General features: G+C 56.9%; 16 protein-coding genes. 2 read left to right on the plus strand and 14 right to left on the minus strand.

What is annotated here, in order from left to right; all coding sequences use genetic code 11:
- Positions 1-52: 52 nt before the first annotated feature.
- The 12 genes from tolB to AAEZ06_RS17995 form a co-directional block, all read right to left on the minus strand.
- A complete protein-coding gene (gene tolB / locus AAEZ06_RS17940; RefSeq protein ID WP_178114441.1) occupies positions 53-1,333 on the minus strand; it encodes a Tol-Pal system beta propeller repeat protein TolB in 1,281 nt (426 codons plus the stop codon).
- Positions 1,334-1,350: 17 nt separating this feature from the next.
- Positions 1,351-2,421 (minus strand): cell envelope integrity protein TolA, encoded by a 1,071-nt coding sequence (gene tolA, locus AAEZ06_RS17945; protein ID WP_149411981.1) that lies wholly within the window; start codon positions 2,419-2,421, stop codon positions 1,351-1,353.
- Positions 2,421-2,873, minus strand: a complete 453-nt coding sequence (gene tolR, locus AAEZ06_RS17950) for a protein TolR (RefSeq protein WP_178114448.1) — start codon at positions 2,871-2,873, stop codon at positions 2,421-2,423. Before tolR ends, tolA begins: the two co-directional genes overlap by 1 nt.
- Positions 2,874-2,896: 23 nt before the next feature.
- Complete coding sequence (tolQ, locus tag AAEZ06_RS17955; RefSeq protein ID WP_149411980.1) at positions 2,897-3,592, minus strand: protein TolQ; 696 nt, start codon at positions 3,590-3,592, stop codon at positions 2,897-2,899.
- Positions 3,582-4,049, minus strand: a complete 468-nt coding sequence (ybgC, locus tag AAEZ06_RS17960) for a tol-pal system-associated acyl-CoA thioesterase (RefSeq protein WP_149411979.1) — start codon at positions 4,047-4,049, stop codon at positions 3,582-3,584. The genes tolQ and ybgC overlap by 11 nt, the downstream gene beginning before the upstream one ends.
- A gap of 139 nt (positions 4,050-4,188) precedes the next feature.
- The gene (ruvB, locus tag AAEZ06_RS17965) at positions 4,189-5,247 is read right to left on the minus strand and encodes a Holliday junction branch migration DNA helicase RuvB (RefSeq protein ID WP_149411978.1); all 1,059 of its coding nucleotides are present in this window, start codon (positions 5,245-5,247) and stop codon (positions 4,189-4,191) included.
- Positions 5,248-5,859, minus strand: a complete 612-nt coding sequence (gene ruvA / locus AAEZ06_RS17970; protein WP_149411977.1) for a Holliday junction branch migration protein RuvA — start codon at positions 5,857-5,859, stop codon at positions 5,248-5,250.
- A 117-nt stretch (positions 5,860-5,976) separates the two neighbouring features.
- The gene (gene ruvC, locus AAEZ06_RS17975) at positions 5,977-6,501 is read right to left on the minus strand and encodes a crossover junction endodeoxyribonuclease RuvC (RefSeq protein WP_133099575.1); all 525 of its coding nucleotides are present in this window, start codon (positions 6,499-6,501) and stop codon (positions 5,977-5,979) included.
- 123 nt (positions 6,502-6,624) lie between these two features.
- Entirely contained in the window at positions 6,625-7,371 is a 747-nt protein-coding gene (locus AAEZ06_RS17980; RefSeq protein WP_149411976.1) for a YebC/PmpR family DNA-binding transcriptional regulator, read from the minus strand.
- A gap of 149 nt (positions 7,372-7,520) precedes the next feature.
- Positions 7,521-9,296, minus strand: a complete 1,776-nt coding sequence (gene aspS, locus AAEZ06_RS17985) for an aspartate--tRNA ligase (RefSeq protein WP_149411975.1) — start codon at positions 9,294-9,296, stop codon at positions 7,521-7,523.
- Positions 9,297-9,403: 107 nt separating this feature from the next.
- Complete coding sequence (locus AAEZ06_RS17990; RefSeq protein WP_010208103.1) at positions 9,404-9,625, minus strand: FmdB family zinc ribbon protein; 222 nt, start codon at positions 9,623-9,625, stop codon at positions 9,404-9,406.
- A gap of 257 nt (positions 9,626-9,882) precedes the next feature.
- Positions 9,883-10,356, minus strand: a complete 474-nt coding sequence (locus AAEZ06_RS17995; RefSeq protein WP_350615440.1) for a Dps family protein — start codon at positions 10,354-10,356, stop codon at positions 9,883-9,885.
- A gap of 425 nt (positions 10,357-10,781) precedes the next feature.
- Between AAEZ06_RS17995 and AAEZ06_RS18000 the strand changes: the two genes are divergently transcribed.
- Positions 10,782-11,384, plus strand: a complete 603-nt coding sequence (locus tag AAEZ06_RS18000; RefSeq protein WP_350615442.1) for a cold-shock protein — start codon at positions 10,782-10,784, stop codon at positions 11,382-11,384.
- Positions 11,385-11,465: 81 nt separating this feature from the next.
- Here AAEZ06_RS18000 and AAEZ06_RS18005 read toward each other — a convergent pair whose 3' ends face one another.
- Together AAEZ06_RS18005 and AAEZ06_RS18010 are read right to left on the minus strand one after the other, a co-directional pair.
- Positions 11,466-11,672 carry a SlyX family protein gene (locus tag AAEZ06_RS18005; RefSeq protein ID WP_133099580.1) on the minus strand — a complete coding sequence of 69 codons (207 nt, stop codon included), beginning with the start codon at positions 11,670-11,672 and terminating at the stop codon, positions 11,466-11,468.
- A 3-nt stretch (positions 11,673-11,675) separates the two neighbouring features.
- Positions 11,676-12,101: an HIT domain-containing protein gene (locus AAEZ06_RS18010; RefSeq protein ID WP_350615444.1), complete on the minus strand. Its 426-nt coding sequence runs from the start codon at positions 12,099-12,101 to the stop codon at positions 11,676-11,678.
- Between the two features lie 730 nt (positions 12,102-12,831).
- Between AAEZ06_RS18010 and AAEZ06_RS18015 the strand changes: the two genes are divergently transcribed.
- Positions 12,832-14,112, plus strand: a complete 1,281-nt coding sequence (locus tag AAEZ06_RS18015; protein WP_350615446.1) for an OprD family porin — start codon at positions 12,832-12,834, stop codon at positions 14,110-14,112.
- Positions 14,113-14,199: the final 87 nt, after the last annotated feature.

The following is a 14,199-nucleotide window of genomic DNA, read 5'->3' on the forward strand; positions in this document are numbered from 1 at the left end:
CGTGAAACTCCTAATGAACCCCAGTGTGTTAAGCAAATCTTGTAGCGCCGCGTCAGTTCAGGTAAGGGGACCAGGACGGTTCTCTGACTTCGCCTTGTGCGGTAGGAAGCGGGAGCCTTACGCGTCCATTAATGGACACGAGCATCAAGACTCCCCGGCCCTGCTGGCGGGTGGCGTAGATTACCATGGTGCCGTTGGGCGCAACAGTAGGCGACTCATCAAGAGTGCTCTCTGTAAGGATTTTTACGCTTCCGCGCTGCAAATCCTGGGCCGCAACCTTGAAATTAGTGAAGCCTTCCTGACGATGGATCATCACCAGAGTCTTTTCATCGGCCGAAAGCTTCGGATTGGCGTTGTAGTTACCAATAAAAGTCACACGTTCGGCACCACCACCGCTGACGCTGCTTTTATAGATTTGTGGCTTGCCGCCACGGTCGGAGGTGAAGTAGATGGTTGAACCATCCTTGCCCCAGAACGGTTCGGTGTTAATGCCAGGACCATTGGTGACACGGCTGATCTGGCGCGAACCGAGGTTCATCACGTAGATATCCGGGTTACCGTCCTTGGACAGTACGAATGCCAGGCGATTGCCATCCGGCGACCACGCAGGCGCGCCGTTCAGGCCTTCAAAGTTGGTGATTTGCTCGCGGCGACCGGTGTCGATGTGCTGAACGAAGATGCGCGGACGCTTCTGTTCAAACGACACGTAGGCAATACGCTTGCCATCCGGCGCGAAACGCGGCGACAGGATTGGCTCACGGGACTGCAACAGGGTCACCGCACGGGCACCGTCGTAGTCCGAACGCTGCAGGGTGTAGCGAGTGTTGTTCACCGAAAAGCGCTCGGCTGTCACGTACAGTATGCGAGTGGAGAACGCACCTTTGATACCGACCAGCTTTTCAAACGACTGGTCGGCAATGTAGTGCGCCATGTCCCGCAGTTGATCGACACTTCCCGAAACGCTACCGGTCAGCACTTGTTGCTCGGTGGCAACGTTGAACAGGGCGTATTGCACCTGCAGGCGACCACCGGCCGGAACGATGCTACCCACCATCAAGTACTGGGCACCCAAGGCCTTCCAGTCACGGTAGATGACTTCGCTGGCCTGGGTCGGCTGGCTGATCATGTTCTGTTTTGGAATTGGCGAGTAGTAACCCGAGTTGCGCAGGTCATTACCAATGATTTCCGCCATGTCGTCCGGCAGTACGCTGCCGCCCTGCCAGCCAAACGGTACAACAGCAATCGGAGTGGCCCGATCGCTACCGCTGGTGACCAGGATGTTCTTTTCATCCGCCGCCGCTATCCCTGCCATGCAGCAAATAACGACAAGCATTCCTCGAAGAAGGTTTCTCACAAGGCTAGATCCTCAGGTGTGAATGTCATCTTGAATGAACGATAGGGAGCGAAGTCGCTTGGTTTCATTCCCTGCATCTCGGTCAACCGGCCAATATTCTTGACCGCTGCAACCGCGGAACTGTCGAACGAACCATCACCACTGGACTTGGCCACACTGACCGAAGTCACCGTACCGTCCGGCAACATGCCGATCTGCAGCACTACTGTCATGCCTTTGCGCGCCGAAGGTGGGCGTGCCCAACCTTCCGCTGCCCGTGCTCGAATCAGATCGTCGAAACTGCCCGCGACTTCATCACCACGTTCATCGGCCAAGGCCTGCTGACGCTGAGGCGTGTCGGAAAGCAAATCGGCCAAGGCCTGGGCCTTTTTGTCTTCGGTCGATTTACGCGCTGCGTCCTGCGCCTTTTTCTTGGCCGCATCAGCAGAGGCTTTCTTCTTCGCATCGTCGGCGACTTTTTTCTTCGCCTCGTCTGCTTCAGATTTCTTCTTGGCGTCGTCCGCGGCTTTTTTCTTCGCGTCTTCGACTATCTTTTTCTTAGCCTCTTCAGCGGCCTTTTTCTTGGCCTCTTCTTCGGCAGCTTTCTTGGCTTCTTCTTCAGATTTTTTCTTGGCTACATCAGCCAACTGTTTCTCTTCAGCCTTTTTAGCTTCGGCAGCTTTATCGGCTTTTTTGGCTTCATCAGCCTTTTTAGCCTCGTCGGCTTTCTTCGCTTCGTCAGACTTTTTAGCTTCCTCGGCCTTTTGAGCAGACTCTTCTTTCTTTTGTTCCGCAGCCTTCACCGCTTCCTGCTCGACCTTCTTCTGTTCCATCTGTTCGACTTCAGTCTGGCGCGCAGCCGACTTCTGGGCCTCACCCGCAATCTTCTGATTGGTCTGGGTGGTGGCCTGACTTTTCGATTTCAGTTGATACAGGGTCGCCTGCACGATCGGCTTGGCTGGCGGCAGGTCCGGCGTCATGGCAAAGCTGACGAACAGCATGCCAAACGCCAGGACGTGCAGGGCAATTGCCCAGACGCTAGGCCAAAAGAAGCTTTCCGAAGCGGACGGCTCTCGCTGTTGGTGCATCAGGGCGCCTCGGTAATCAAGCCAACATTACCGACCCCAGCCTTCTGCAGGCCGCCCATGGCACCCATGACGGACCCGTAGTCGACGACCTTGTCGCCACGGATGAACACCTGGGTGTGCTTGCCGCCTTCGTTGCCGGCGCGAATGATCTTGGTCACTGCCTCGGTCATCTGCGGCAAGGTCATGGCCTTGTCTTGCTGTTTCTGGGTATCGACTTCGCTGCCAAGGTTCCAGTAATAGGTCTTGTCAGCCTTGATCGAAATGGTCAGGACCTGGGTGTTGTTGTCTTGCGGCAAGGCTTCACTGGAAACCTTGGGCAGATCAACCTTCACGCCCTGATTGAGCATCGGCGCGGTCACCATGAAGATAACCAGCAGCACCAGCATCACGTCGATGTAAGGCACTACGTTCATCTCGGCGACCGGCTTGCGCTTTTTCCGAGCTCGAGCGATTAAAGCCATTGGGAATTACCTGCTTATTCTTCGCTGGTGTGCACTTTACGGTGCAGGATCGCCTGGAACTCATCGGCGAAGGTGTAGTAACGGCTGATCAAGGTTTCGCCGCGAGCAGCAAAACGGTTGTAGGCGATTACTGCGGGAATGGCAGCGAATAGACCGATGGCCGTGGCGATCAGGGCTTCGGCGATACCGGGGGCCACAGTGGCCAGAGTCGCTTGCTGGGCCGTGGCCAAGCCGCGGAAGGAGTTCATGATCCCCCACACGGTACCAAACAGACCGATGTACGGGCTGACGGAACCGACGGTGGCGAGAAATGGCAGGCTCTGCTCCAGCTTCTCTTCTTCACGGGAAATGGCGACGCGCATGGCACGGGCCACGCCTTCCATGACCGCTTCCGGATCAACACCCGACTGCTGACGCAGACGGGAGAACTCCTTGAAGCCGGCGCGGAAGATTTGCTCCACGCCCGAATCCGGGTCCGGATTGCTGCCAGCCTGGCGGTACAGTTTGGATAGGTCGATACCCGACCAGAAGCGCTCCTCGAAGCTCTCCAGGGCACGTCGAGCGGCGCGCATCAGGTTGCTGCGCTGAAAAATCATGACCCATGAGGTAACCGATGCGGCTACCAGGATCAGCATCACCAGTTGAACCACGACACTGGCATTGCTGACCAAGCTCCACATGGAGGAATGGTCGACGACGTTAGCTTCCACGCTTTATCTCCTGCTCTGAATGTTTACCCGCGCCGCTCACGGCGGCAAAGGCCGCACGTAGAGCTTCGGGAATGGCCCGGGGTTTCAAACTATTGGTGCGCACACAGGCCACCAGGAACTGCCCCTCACAGAGCAGCGTTGCATCCGTAGCCCGCCTGACCTGCTGTTTAAAGCGCAGGCTGGCACGGTTCAATTCGGTTATTTGCGCACTGACCAACAGTTCATCGTCCAGTCGCGCCGGCGCGTAGTAACGAGCCTCGCTGGAATGCACGACGAACAACAGGTCCTCCCCTGCAAGCGTGGATTGGGCAAAGCCCATCTCCCGTAGCCGCTCGGTTCGAGCCCGCTCCATGAACTTGAGGTAATTGACGTAATACACGATGCCGCCAGCATCGGTGTCCTCGTAATAAACGCGACAACGATGTGTGAACGACTGATCCCCGTTTTGCGCGCGCATACTCTAGTGCTTACTCCTCAGGTTGCCAATCCGGCCAGGCAACTGTTTTTGCATTCTCGTACACATTTCTAACGAAAGAATGACGACACCAGCCACTAGGACAGCACAAACGTTGAATAAATCGACTCGCCACGCCTTTTTAATCGTCTACCGCATCAAGGAATTCGTCTACCACGGGCATCTCGCCCAATCGTGACGGAATGTTTAACCCGAAGTGCAAGTACGCATGCCGAGTCACTACGCGGCCCCTCGGCGTACGCATGATATAGCCCTGCTGGATCAGGTAAGGCTCCAGCACGTCCTCGATGGTATGTCGCTCTTCACTGATGGCCGCCGCGAGGCTGTCCACACCCACCGGGCCACCGTCGAACTTCTCGATCATGGTCAACAGCAAGCGCCGGTCTTGATGGTCGAAGCCATGCTCATCGATATCCAGCAGGTTGAGCGCTCGGTCGGCGACGGCCTTGGTGATATGGCCATTGGCGCGCACTTCAGCAAAGTCCCTTACCCGACGCAACAAACGGTTGGCAATACGCGGCGTCCCACGGGCGCGACGGGCGATTTCGTAGCCGCCATCAGGGTCCAGCGGCAAACCGAGAATCCCCGCAGAACGACCGACAATAGTCGCCAGGTCGGCAGTGCTATAGAACTCTAGACGTTGAACAATGCCGAAACGGTCTCGCAGCGGATTGGTCAGCATCCCGGCACGAGTGGTCGCGCCCACCAGGGTAAAGGGAGGTAAGTCGAGTTTGATCGAGCGCGCCGCCGGCCCTTCGCCGATCATGATGTCCAGCTGGAAGTCTTCCATGGCCGGGTACAGCACTTCTTCGACGATAGGTGAGAGCCGGTGGATTTCGTCGATAAACAGCACATCATGAGGCTCAAGGTTGGTCAGCAGCGCCGCCAAGTCGCCCGGACGCTCCAGTACCGGCCCCGAGGTGCTCTTGATCGACACACCCATTTCCTGGGCAATGATGTGGGCCAGGGTTGTCTTGCCCAGGCCCGGCGGGCCGAAGATCAACGTGTGGTCCAGGGACTCGTTACGCCCGCGCGCCGCCTGGATGAATAGCTCCATCTGCTCGCGCACGGTGGGCTGGCCAATGTATTCGGCAAGGCTTAGGGGGCGAATGGCCCGATCCTGTACTTCTTCACGGTCGCGAGGGCCGGTGGCCGCAATCAGACGATCAGCTTCAATCACTTAAATCATTCCCTTCAGGGCGCGGCGGATCATGTCTTCACTGCTCAGGTTCTTGTCCTTGATCGCCGACACAGCCTTACTGGCTTCCTGAGGCTTGTAACCCAGGGAAATCAGCGCGCTGACTGCATCACTCTCGGCGCTGGCCACCGGCACACCCGGAGCATCCGGTTGATTGGGTACCAGGGCAAACATGCTCGGCACCACCTCCCAACCCTTGAAGCGGTCCTTGAGTTCCACCAGCAGTCGCTCGGCGGTTTTCTTGCCGACACCCGGCACCTTGGTCAACGCCGACGTGTCCTGGGCCGAGACGCAGCGCACCAGCTCATCGACTTCCAGGCTCGACATCAAGGCCAGGGCCAGTTTTGGCCCGACGCCGTTGAGACGAATCAGCTCGCGGAAAAAATCACGATCGCGCTTGCCAATAAAACCATAGAGCAATTGCGCGTCTTCGCGCACCACCAGGTGCGTGTGCAAGGTCAGCGGCTCGCCGACCGACGGTAGGCGATAGAGGGTGGTCATGGGCACTTCCAGCTCATACCCCAGCCCGTTTACATCCAGAATCAGGTGCGGCGGCTGTTTCTCAGCCAAGGTGCCGCGCAAGCGTCCAATCACGTTTCAGATCCTTAAAGCTTCAGTCAGATCAGGGCCTGACCTGGAATAACGTAGCCATGTCGGCCGACAACACAGGCCGTCTCATGCGCCACATGCAAAATGATTGCGCTGATGCTATCAGAGACGCAGCCGCCCGCCACGACTGCGTGCCGCGCCCAATCCATGAGGCAGCAGGCTGGAGCGGGTATGGGCGTGACAAATGGCAATGGCCAGGGCATCGGAGGCGTCGATCTGCGGTTTGGCAGTGAGCTTAAGCATGTGCATGACCATCATCTGCACCTGATCTTTATTGGCGGCCCCAGTGCCGACGACTGCTTGCTTGACCTGGGTCGCAGTGTATTCGGCGATCTCCATGCCTTCCTCGGCACCGGCAACAATGGCGGCGCCACGGGCCTGGCCCAACTTCAAGGCAGAATCGGCGTTTTTAGCCATAAAGACCTTTTCAATGCCCATGGTCACCGGGCCGTAGGTCTGGATCACTTCACGTACGCCGCGATAGACAATTTGCAAACGCTCGGCCAACTCGCCAGAGCCCGTGCGGATGCAACCGGAGGCGACGTAGACACAGCCTCGCGGGGTATCTTGGACCACGCCAAAGCCGGTGATTCGCGAACCGGGGTCGATACCTAAGATAAGAGTCATAACGCCTATTGCCGAACAGTTAAGGAATGAAACGCGGAACCCAAAACCTGAGGCCAGACACTCATTGTGGCGAGGGATCTTGCTCCCTCACCACAGAGGTGATGTATCCAGACACAAAGCCAATCAGCCGAGCTGTTCGGCCACGGACTCCGCAATATCGGCGTTGGAGTAGACGTTCTGCACGTCATCCAGGTCTTCCAGCATATCGAGCAACTTCAGCACCTTCTCGGCGCCGTCCAGATCCAGCTCCGCGCTGGTGGTCGGCAGCATGACGATTTCCGCATCGGTACCCTTGAAGCCGGCGGCTTCCAGGGCATTGCGCACGGAATAGAAGCCGGCGAACGAGGTGAACACGTCGATGGAACCGTCTTCGTTGGTCACCACGTCGTCGGCGTCGGCCTCCATGGCCGCTTCCATCAGCGCATCTTCGTCAACGCCTGGCGCAAAGGAAATCTGCCCCTTGCGCTCGAACAAATAAGCCACCGAACCATCAGTGCCCAGGTTGCCGCCGCACTTGCTGAACGCATGGCGCACTGCCGCCGCAGTACGGTTGCGGTTATCGGTCATGCACTCGACCATCACCGCCACGCCACCGGGGCCATAGCCTTCGTAGCTCAGTTCGACCATATCGTCGGTTTCGGCCGCACCGGCACCACGGGCCACGGCGCGATCAATAATATCGCGGCTCATGTTGGCGCCCAGGGCCTTATCCAGCGCCAGGCGCAGACGCGGATTGGAGCCCGGATCAGCGCCACCCTGGCGGGCAGCGACGGTCAGCTCGCGAATCCACTTGGTAAAGATCTTGCCCTTCTTGGCATCCTGACGCTCTTTGCGGTGCTTGATGTTCGCCCACTTGGAATGGCCAGCCATAACACAACTCCGAAATTCTCTAGAAACCTTAACGATCCCGCCCCAGGCAGGACTTCTTTCTTTAACGCAAAGACCTTGTAACGCAAAGGCGCATCCGAAGATGCGCCTTTTTGACTGCGTAAACCTTATCGCGCTTTCACGCAGCAGCCTTACTCAGCCTTCGGCACTTCACGCAGACGGATGTGCAGCTCGCGCAGAGCCTTGGCATCCACCACACTCGGTGCTTGCGTCATCACGCAGGCAGCACTCTGGGTTTTCGGGAAGGCGATCACTTCACGGATCGACTGCGCACCGGTCATCAGCATCACCAGACGGTCAAGGCCGAAGGCCAGGCCGCCGTGGGGTGGCGCGCCGTATTTCAGGGCGTCGAGCAGGAAGCCGAATTTCTCTTCCTGTTCCGCTTCGCTGATACCCAGCAGGCGGAAGACCGATTGCTGCATATCCTTGCGGTGGATACGAATAGAACCGCCACCCAGCTCAGTACCGTTCAGCACCATGTCGTAGGCACGGGACAGGGCGGTGGCCGGGCTGGCCTCCAACTCTTGTGGGGTGCACTTGGGCGCAGTGAACGGGTGGTGCAAGGCGCTGAAGCTACCGTCGTCGTTCTCTTCGAACATCGGGAAGTCGACGACCCACATTGGCGCCCATTCGCTGGTCAGCAGGTTCAGGTCGTTGCCGACCTTGATCCGCAGTGCGCCCAGGGCTTCGCTGACGATCTTCGACTTGTCGGCGCCGAAGAATACGATGTCGCCGTCGACCGCGCCAACGCGATCAAGGATCACGTTGAGGTTGGCTTCAGGGATATTTTTGACGATTGGCGATTGCAACCCCTCGACACCCTTCGCGCGCTCGTTGACCTTGATGTACGCCAGGCCCCTGGCACCGTAGATGCCGACGAACTTGGTGTAGTCGTCGATCTGCTTGCGCGCAATGCTCGCCCCGCCAGGAACGCGCAAGGCAGCGATGCGGCATTTCGGGTCGTTGGCCGGGCCGCTGAACACCTTGAAGTCGACGTCTTTGAGTTGATCGGCAACGTCCACCAGTTCCAGCGGGTTACGCAGGTCTGGTTTGTCGGAACCGTAACGGCGCATGGCCTCGTCCCAGGTCATGTGCGGGAACTCACCGAATTCCAGACCCAGCACTTCCTTGAACAGGTTGCGGATCATGCCTTCGGTCAGGCCCATGATGTCTTTTTCATCGAGGAAGCTGGTCTCGATGTCGATCTGGGTGAATTCCGGCTGGCGGTCGGCTCGCAGGTCTTCGTCACGAAAGCACTTGGCGATCTGGTAGTAACGGTCGAAACCGGCAACCATCAGCAGTTGCTTGAACAGTTGCGGCGATTGCGGCAAGGCGAAGAAGGAACCGGCGTGGGTACGGCTCGGCACCAGGTAGTCACGAGCGCCTTCCGGAGTCGCACGGGTCAGGATCGGCGTCTCGACGTCGAGGAAGCCGTTCTCGTCCAGATAGCGACGGATGCTGGTGGTCATGCGCGAACGCAGTCGCAGCTTCTCCAGCATTTCCGGACGACGCAGGTCGATAAAACGATAGCGCAAGCGGGTTTCTTCGCCAACGTCGGAGAACTCGTTGAGCGGGAACGGCGGGGTTTCCGCTTCGTTCAGCACTTCCAGCTCGTAACCCAAAACCTCGATCATGCCCGACGCCATGTTGACGTTGCCGGCACCGGCTGGACGCAGGCGTACCTTGCCGGTGATCTTGACCACGTACTCGCTGCGCACGCGGTCGGCGGCGGCGAAGGTTTCAGCGCGGTCCGGGTCGAACACCACTTGGGCCAGACCGTCACGATCACGGATATCGAGGAAGATCACCCCGCCGTGGTCGCGGCGACGGTGAACCCATCCGCACAGGGTGATTTCCTGACCTTCCAGGGTCTCGTTCAGTTGGCCGCAATAGTGGCTGCGCATCATGATAGTGGTTTCACTTCTCGTAATTCGAAATTCGGTGGAGGTCTTGCTTAACTCAGCACCTTAAGTCAGGCACCGGATAATGCAAGCGCTCGCGCGTAGAGTTCAACTCAGTCTGCTTTGTCGCCGCCGGCCAAATTCTTCTTCGAGCCGGTCTTGAAGTCGGTCTCGTACCAGCCAGAACCGCTCAAGCGAAAGCCCGGCATGGACAACATCTTTTTAAGCTCTGGCGCCTGACAAGCAGGGCAATCGACCAACGGCGCGGCGCTGATCTTTTGAATGGCTTCCAACTGATGACCACAGGAAGCGCATTGATAGTCGTACATGGGCATGGAGATGTCTCGGCGATCAGGTCACTGCTGCGCTGCGCTCTGACCCGGACCTTGGAAAAAAGCCCGGCATGCGCAGCAAAGGGCGGGATTATATCTGGTAAATCGAGGCTGTGCAGCCGTAGTGGTGCGCAGCTCTTTATAGAGAACCTGTCAGCCCGGTTTCTGCCCGATACCCAACCCTGCTGTCAGCAGGAAGCCTGCGGGCAGGAAAGGTAGACAGGCGAGTGACGCCAAAAAACGCCACTCACCAGCGTGGCTTACTGACTATCGAGCAGCGAACGCAACATCCATGCAGTTTTCTCGTGAACCTGCATGCGCTGGGTCAACAAATCCGCAGTGGGCTCGTCACTGACTTTATCGAGCAGCGGGAAGATCCCGCGCGCGGTCCGGGTAACAGCTTCCTGACCCTGGACAAGTTGCTTGATCATGTCTTCAGCACTGGGCACACCCTCTTCTTCCTTGATGGAAGAAAGACGGGCATAGACAGAGTACGCGCCAGGCGCTGGAAAACCCAAGGCACGAATACGTTCGGCAATTGAATCAACTGCCAGCGCCAGCTCGTTATATTGCTCTTCAAACATCAAGTGCAGCGTACGAAACATCGGGCCAGTCACGTTCCAATGGAAGTTATGGGTCTTCAGGTAAAGTACATAGGTATCTGAAAGCAGCCGTGAAAGTCCGTCAACAATGGATTTACGATCTTCTTCATTGATACCAATATCGATTGCCATGTTTATCCCCTTCAATTAATGGAAATTCATTGATCAGGTGCAGGACCACTCTAGCAAGAGTATCGGCCTTGTGCAGCCCGGCACCTCTGCGCGACGTGCGGCAAATCGCCTTTTGCAGCGCGCAACAGCAGCAGGCAAGGCTTTTCCCATTGCAAAAAAAACGTACTGTGGGCAAAAAAAGCACTGCACCTGTCTAGGACGGGCGTTTGCAGGAGAAATTCCGTGGCCGTCGTAATGGCCTGAAACGCTTGATTTGAGAAGGCACAGGCTTTGCTGTTAAATAGGCGGCGTGTCGCTGCCGCTATTTTCCCGCGTTCAGCGCATAGGCTGATACCCGCGCACGTGCCCAACGCCTCCCATTGTTCAGAAGCGAACCGTGCCAGTCAGCTCTTCCTTGTGATCCGTCTTAACGTGAGTTAATCAAAATGTTGAAAATCGTCCACCTGCTAACGGGCGCTGCAGCTTTGCTGCTGTCCTTTACCCCTAGTCTGCGAACCGAAACCCTACCCTACCTGCAACAACCCGATGCTCTATACCTGGCCTTTTTCGGCCTTATTAACCTGACACTGGCTCCAGTCATTCCTTACTGGAACAAAGGCCCGCGTCATCAACTGCAAAATCTGGTCAGCGCCCTGCTGGTGCTGGCTGTCGTCGTGCAAACCCTTACCCTGCTGGCGCCAATGCCTGAAGTCGGCGGTCATCCGGCTGTCCTGCTCAGCCTGGCGATCTCACTGATTGCTATCATTCTTCATCTGGCCATCAGCTTCTACCGTTCGTCCCCGGCCGCCGCATCGCAAAGCTACGACATGACCAACCGGGATACCGGGACCGTCAAGTGGTTCAACACCTCCAAAGGCTTCGGCTTTATTTCCCGGGATTCGGGCGACGATATCTTCGTCCACTTCCGGGCCATCCGTGGCGAAGGCCATCGCGTCCTCGTCGAAGGCCAGCGCGTGGAGTTCTCCGTGATGAACCGTGACAAGGGCCTGCAAGCTGAAGACGTGATCGCCGCCTTGCCGCGTCGCTGATTTCAGTCTGCAAAAAAAGAAACCGCGATACAGCCAACGCTGGATCGCGGTTTTTTATTGTCTGGGGTTTAGCCCAGCCAATCAGTAATGGGGCGGCGGCGCCTCTTCTTCCGAGGACTCGAATTGGCCGCCCATCTCTTCCTGGCGCTTGAGCAACGCGGACATCTGCAACTGCAGGCGTTCGACCGCCCGCTGCTGGGTGACCAGAATATCGTTCAAGGTCTCAATGGTGTCGTCCTGAAAAGCCAGTCGGCTCTCAAGCTCCGTCACGCGATCTTGCAGTTCCATGGTTCAGTCCTGCGCAAAAATAAAATCGGGAGGCAGTAGCTCGCGCAAACGCGCACGAATCACCGCTACCTGTTCTTCGGTATAAGGCTGCGCCGGATGCTTACCCCAGACGGGAGCAGGCCAGGCGGCATCATCACGCTTGCGCACGATCACGTGCACATGCAGTTGGCTGACAACATTGCCCAAGGCACCGATGTTCATTTTGTCGGCAGCAAATCCGTCATTAAGCAATTGCGCCAAGGCAGTGCTTTCCTGCCACACCTGTTGCTGGTCAGCAACATCCAACTCAAACACTTCGCGGATACCGTTGATGCGTGGCACCAAGATGAGCCAAAGGTAATTCGAGTCATTGGACAGCAGCAGGCGGCACAGGGGGAAATCCCCGATGGGCAGCGTGTCATTTTGCAGACGTGGATCTAAGGCGAACACCGCAGTCACTCCGTTCGGCTGGTCAGGTTTCAGGTGCCCAGCATACCTGCGAATGGGCCGTGCTTCACCGCCAATACTGCGGTAACTATCGAGTCGACTAGACGGCCGAGCACCTCGCACCAAAATGAGTCGTTTATGCCCCGCATCGTGCAAGGTTCATCCGCCGATTACTCACCGCACGGGGTGGATGGGTAACGTTTTTCGTTGGCGCCTGATTTATGCCCCTGCAAAAAGGAGCAACACCCGACCGTCAAGGCCAAACCAAACGGCGCAAAAAGCCCGTGCTTATGCGGTTTTTACAGTGCCACGGAGCTTTTCACGAAAAAATGACATTCAGTTACCGGTTTGTGCACGCTTGTTGCATTCCCACCCATATCGTCGGCAACGGCACCCTGCAGGAAGCAGGTGTTTCACGGTAGAAAACAACAGTGAGTCAATGCGCACCAAGGAAGTTTTGTAACTTTGAACGCGGTATTTTTTTACCGATGTTCAGGATATTAAAAACTGCATTGAAGTTGTCAGTCTGGTTACACACAGACTGTAAATTTGCGACATGGACCTAGCAATTTACGACAGCCTCGTAAAGAAGCTGCAAGGATAGATCGGCAAGTATCGCCAATATTGTCAGCGTGCTATAAGTTTGCGCTGATACAAAAAAGAAAGAGCCGCCCAGACAAAAATATAGGTGGGACGGCAGTACTCTTCCTAAAAACCAAAGGAGCAAATCACAATGCGCGTGATGAAGTGGAGCATGATCGCCCTGGCTGTTTCAGCAGGTACCTCGCAGTTCGCAATGGCGTCCTCCCAGGACGACTCCAAAGGCTTTGTTGAAGACAGTACGTTCGGTATCAACACCCGCGCTCTGTACTTTAGCCGCGATTTCCGTAACAACCCGTCGGGCCCAGGCTCGCAAAGCCGCGCCGAAGAATCTGGTCTTGGCTTCAACGCCCTTTACCAGTCGGGCTTTACCCAAGGCACCATCGGTGTCGGTGTTGACGCCATTGGCCTGCTGGGCATCAAGCTCGACAGTGGCAAGGGTCGTGCTGGCACTGGTCTGTTCCCTACCGGTTCCGACGGTCGTTCGCAAGATGACTACTCGAGTGGCGGCGCAGCGATCAAGTTCCGCATCTCCGATACCGTGCTGAAAATCGGTGACCAGTACACCACCGCGCCGGTATTCGCTTCCGATGACAGCCGTCTGCTGCCAGAGGTACCGGAAGGCATCTCTATCACCAGCAACGAAATCAAAGGCCTGAAGCTGGAAGCCGGTCACTTTACCGGTATCAAGGCACAATCACAGACCTTCAGTGACAGCCTGCACCTGACCCAAGCCGACTTCGTCGGTGCGGTGTACTCCTTCACTCCAGAGCTGACCGGTAGCCTGTACTACTCGAAAGTGGAAGACTACTTCCGCAAAATCTATAGCAACGTTAACTACACCCACGCGCTGAGCGACGACCAGTCCTTCGCCATCGACTTCAACATCTACGACACCAAGAGCGACGGCCAAGGCCGGCAACGTGCCTACAAGGACGGTACAACCAAGCTCGACAACCGTGCGTTCAGCTTGCAGGGCGCCTACACCATCGGTGCTCACACCTTCACCCTGGCAGCTCAAAAGGTTAGCGGTGACGGTGACTACGGCTACGGCGTAGACGGCGGCGGCTCAGTGTTCCTGGCCAACTCCATTGCACGTTCCGACTTCAACGCCGAAGGCGAGAAGTCCTACCAAGCTCGTTACGACATCAACATGGCCACCTTTGGTGTACCAGGTCTGAGCTTCATGACTCGTTACGTAACAGGTAGCGGCGCGAACACCGCCACGACCTCGAACGGCAAAGAGTGGGAACGCGACATCGAAGCCAAGTACGTGATTCAGGAAGGCCCGGCTAAAGACCTGAGCCTGCGCATCCGGCAAGCGACATATCGTTCGTCTGATGGCGTTTACTACGGTTCGTCGTCGATCGACGAACTGCGTCTGATCGCGCAATACCCGCTGAACATCTTGTAATTAGTCGCTTAATTACAACGATAACTCAGGGCCTCGGCCCTAAATAAAAAGCCGCCCACTTATTACAAGTGAGCGGCTTTTTTATTG

The organism is Pseudomonas sp. HY7a-MNA-CIBAN-0227, from assembly GCF_040310325.1.
In the GTDB taxonomy this organism is placed as follows: domain Bacteria; phylum Pseudomonadota; class Gammaproteobacteria; order Pseudomonadales; family Pseudomonadaceae; genus Aquipseudomonas.

What these genes read in the sequence shown, in the direction of transcription:
- tolB (WP_178114441.1), bottom strand. Translation starts at nt 1,333, where the DNA reads ATGCTTGTCGTTATTTGCTGCATGGCAGGGATAGCGGCGGCGGATGAA.
- tolA (WP_149411981.1), bottom strand. Translation starts at nt 2,421, where the DNA reads ATGCACCAACAGCGAGAGCCGTCCGCTTCGGAAAGCTTCTTTTGGCCT.
- ybgC (WP_149411979.1), bottom strand. Translation starts at nt 4,049, where the DNA reads ATGCGCGCGCAAAACGGGGATCAGTCGTTCACACATCGTTGTCGCGTT.
- ruvC (WP_133099575.1), bottom strand. Translation starts at nt 6,501, where the DNA reads ATGACTCTTATCTTAGGTATCGACCCCGGTTCGCGAATCACCGGCTTT.
- AAEZ06_RS17980 (WP_149411976.1), bottom strand. Translation starts at nt 7,371, where the DNA reads ATGGCTGGCCATTCCAAGTGGGCGAACATCAAGCACCGCAAAGAGCGT.
- aspS (WP_149411975.1), bottom strand. Translation starts at nt 9,296, where the DNA reads ATGATGCGCAGCCACTATTGCGGCCAACTGAACGAGACCCTGGAAGGT.
- AAEZ06_RS17990 (WP_010208103.1), bottom strand. Translation starts at nt 9,625, where the DNA reads ATGCCCATGTACGACTATCAATGCGCTTCCTGTGGTCATCAGTTGGAA.
- AAEZ06_RS17995 (WP_350615440.1), bottom strand. Translation starts at nt 10,356, where the DNA reads ATGGCAATCGATATTGGTATCAATGAAGAAGATCGTAAATCCATTGTT.
- AAEZ06_RS18000 (WP_350615442.1), top strand. Translation starts at nt 10,782, where the DNA reads ATGTTGAAAATCGTCCACCTGCTAACGGGCGCTGCAGCTTTGCTGCTG.
- AAEZ06_RS18005 (WP_133099580.1), bottom strand. Translation starts at nt 11,672, where the DNA reads ATGGAACTGCAAGATCGCGTGACGGAGCTTGAGAGCCGACTGGCTTTT.
- AAEZ06_RS18015 (WP_350615446.1), top strand. Translation starts at nt 12,832, where the DNA reads ATGCGCGTGATGAAGTGGAGCATGATCGCCCTGGCTGTTTCAGCAGGT.